At 74.7% G+C, this 2,922-nt stretch carries 3 protein-coding genes; all 3 read left to right on the top strand.

What is annotated here, in order from left to right:
* Window positions 1-324 precede the first annotated feature (324 nt).
* The 3 genes from ACFV4G_RS40140 to ACFV4G_RS40150 all read left to right on the top strand — a co-directional run bounded on the left by ACFV4G_RS40140 (window position 325) and on the right by ACFV4G_RS40150 (window position 2,816).
* A complete protein-coding gene (locus tag ACFV4G_RS40140) occupies window positions 325-696 on the top strand; it encodes a BlaI/MecI/CopY family transcriptional regulator (protein ID WP_380447999.1) in 372 nt (123 codons plus the stop codon).
* Window positions 693-1,580, top strand: a complete 888-nt coding sequence (locus ACFV4G_RS40145) for a M56 family metallopeptidase (protein WP_380447978.1) — start codon at window positions 693-695, stop codon at window positions 1,578-1,580. The genes ACFV4G_RS40140 and ACFV4G_RS40145 overlap by 4 nt, the downstream gene beginning before the upstream one ends.
* Before the next feature lie 111 nt (window positions 1,581-1,691).
* Window positions 1,692-2,816 (top strand): hypothetical protein, encoded by a 1,125-nt coding sequence (locus ACFV4G_RS40150; RefSeq protein ID WP_380447980.1) that lies wholly within the window; start codon window positions 1,692-1,694, stop codon window positions 2,814-2,816.
* The last annotated feature ends 106 nt before the right edge of the window (window positions 2,817-2,922 follow it).

The following is a 2,922-nucleotide window of genomic DNA, read 5'->3' on the forward strand; positions in this document are numbered from 1 at the left end:
TAGGTCGGGAAGATCTGTCCTGAACCTGGGCGTCTCTCGACGTCGTCGGGTCAGTGGCCTGTGTCCGTGAAGACGCCTCACCGAACGAGGTGCCTCTTCAAACCTCGAAAAGCATACCCCCGTCAGGATCGCCGTGGGCCACTTTTCCGGTGTCCTTCGACACCTTTGTAGAACTTTGACGCCAGAGGACGCCGGAGGACGCCGGAAACGCAGCAAGAGGAGGCAGCAGGGGACGCAGGAGGACGCCCGACTTCGGCGACGTCGAACGCCGTACCATGGGCGCCGTTCCAGACGGCGGCGGCGAGGAAGGGAAACGGGGCGGTGCTGCGCGGGTTCGGCGATCTTGAGGCCGAGATCATGGACCGGCTCTGGTCCTGGGGCCGGCCGGCCACGGTGCGCGAGGTGGTCGACGACCTCCAGCAGCAGCGGCCGGTCGCCTACACCACCGTGACCACGGTGGCCGACATCCTCCACACCAAGGGCTGGCTGCGCCGGGACAAGGTCGGCCGCGCCTGGGTGTACGAGCCGACCTGCACGCGCGAGGCGTACACCGCCCGGCTCATGCACCAGGCACTGGAGACCACCCAGGACCGCACCGGCGCGCTGCTGCACTTCGTCGACGCCATGAGCGGCGACGAGGCCTCCGCGCTGCTCGCCGCCCTGGAGCAGGTGAAGGCCCGGGACGACGAGCGGTGACCCTCGCGCTGCTCTGCCTCTACCTGGCCGCGACCGGTCTCGCGCTGCCGCGCCGGCTGGCCGGCTCCGCCCGGCTCCAGACCCGCCCGGTGGCGGGCACCGCCCTGTGGCTGGCGCTGATGGCCTCCTTCGCCGTCGCGCTGCTGCTCGCCGCCCACCACGCCGTCGAACCCTTCGCCCACGAGCCCGCCGGACTGCTCGGGCTCATCCCGCACGCCGAACCGGCCCCGCCGCTGGCCCCGCACACCCACGACTGGTGGCTGCTCGCCGCCGGGGCCGCCGGGGTCGCCGCGGTGGTGGCCGGCGTCGGCGCGCGGGCCGGGCGGGCGCGCCAGCGGCACCGGAAGGTGCTGGACGTCGTCGCGGTGCGCGACCGGCGCTGGAACGCCCTGGTGCTGGAGCACGCCCACCCGACCGTCTACTGCCTGCCCGGCCGCCGCAGCCGGGTCGTGGTCTCACGCGGCGCCCTGGAACTCCTCGACGAGCGCCAGCTCGCCGCCGCCGTCGCGCACGAGCGCGAGCACATCCGCGGACGGCACCACCTGCTCCGGCTGCCGGCCGACGCCTTCGCGCTCCTCCTCGGCCGCCTGCCACTGGCCCGCCTGGGACGGGCGGAGGTGGCGCTGCTGCTGGAGATGGCGGCCGACGACGCGGCGCTCGCCCGGGTGTCGCGCAGCGAACTCGCCTCCGCGCTCTGCGCCCTGGCCACCTCCCCGGCACCCCCGGGCGGCTCCCTCGGGGTCGCGGCCACCGGGGTGCTCACCCGGGTGCGGCGGCTGGCGCGCCCCGGGGGTGGCCGGCGACGGCGCCGAGCGGCGTGGTGGGCCGGGGTGGTGGCGATCCCGCTGCTCCCCTACCTGTTGGCCTGCGCGCCACATCCGTGAGCGGGGCTGACTCGTTCCGGTCATTGACCGTCCATCAGACTCTCAGGAAGATCGGTTAGCCTGCCCCGGCACCGCACCGTGCGGTGCGCCAAAGGGGGATCGACAACCGCGATGACCGCGAAGACTTCCATGCGTTCGATCAGCACGTACACCCGCGCGACCGCCGTGGCCGCCGCTGCCGCCGCCGTCCTGGCGCTCACCGGCACCGCCGCCCAGGCCGCGGACCAGAGCGCCGCCGCCCCGGTCTCCGGCACCGAGGGCATCATCACCGTCGGCCACAACCAGGCCCAGCCGCTCGTCAGCCCCGACGGCACCACGGCGTACGTCGTGGTGAGCGGGACGGGCAACACCGTCCAGGTGAAGGCGGTCGACACCCAGAGCGACGCCGTCACCCGGCAGGCCGCCCTCGACACCGCCCAGCTCGGCCTGGTCGCCGCGCTGTCCGCGGACGGCACCCGCCTGTACGTCGCGAACGGGCAGCAGCTCGTGGTGCTCGACACCGCCACGCTGACCGTGCTCACCACCACCGCGCTGCCCGACCAGCCGCGCCAGGCCGGCTGGAACCCGGGCCTGCTCACCGGCCTCACCGTGAGCCCCGACGGCGCCACCGCCTACGTCGTCCAGAACGGGCCCACCGCCTACCGCCAGTACGGCCAGGGCCGGGTGGTCGCGTTCTCCACCGCCCAGCACGCCTTCACCGGCTCCGTGCAGGTGCCCACCAGCTTCACCGGCACCGCCGCGTTCCGGCCGGGCGGGCACGACCTGTACGTCGGCGGCGACGCCGGCGTCTTCCACGTCGGCACGGCGGGCACCGCGCCCACCCTGGTCGGGACCGTCGGCGGCACCGCCGGGGCGCTCGACTACCACCCGGTCTTCACCCCGGACGGCACCCGCCTGTTCGCGGTGGCCTCCGGCTACAAGGGCGGCCAGGCCGACGTGATCGACCCGGCCGGCGACACCGTCACCCGCCACCTCACCCTGGTCAACGGCTTCGCCGACCTGGGCGACCCGCAGATCAGCCCGGACGGCACCCGCCTCTACCTGACGAAGGCCGACTACAGCAACGGCCCGTCGGTGCTCTCCGTCGACACCGCCTCCGGCAGCCTGGTCGCGGCCGAGACCGTCTCCCCCGACGAGGACCAGCTCGACGGCCTCGCCGTCGGCCCCGACGGCCACACCCTGTACCTGACCGGCAGCATCGGGAGCAACGGGACGCTCCAGATCATCGCCAACTGACCCACGGGAGCGGGGCCCGGGGGGGGGGGGGGGGGCAGCCCCCGCCGGCCGCGCGGCGAGCGGGCAGGCGGGGCGAGTGCGGGGCGCGCCCGGGGGGGGGCGGGGC

Source organism: Kitasatospora sp. NPDC059747, assembly GCF_042732955.1.
GTDB lineage: Bacteria > Actinomycetota > Actinomycetes > Streptomycetales > Streptomycetaceae > Kitasatospora.

Coding starts and splice junctions, on each gene's coding strand:
- ACFV4G_RS40150 (WP_380447980.1), top strand. CDS start 1,692: ATGACCGCGAAGACTTCCATGCGTTCGATCAGCACGTACACCCGCGCG.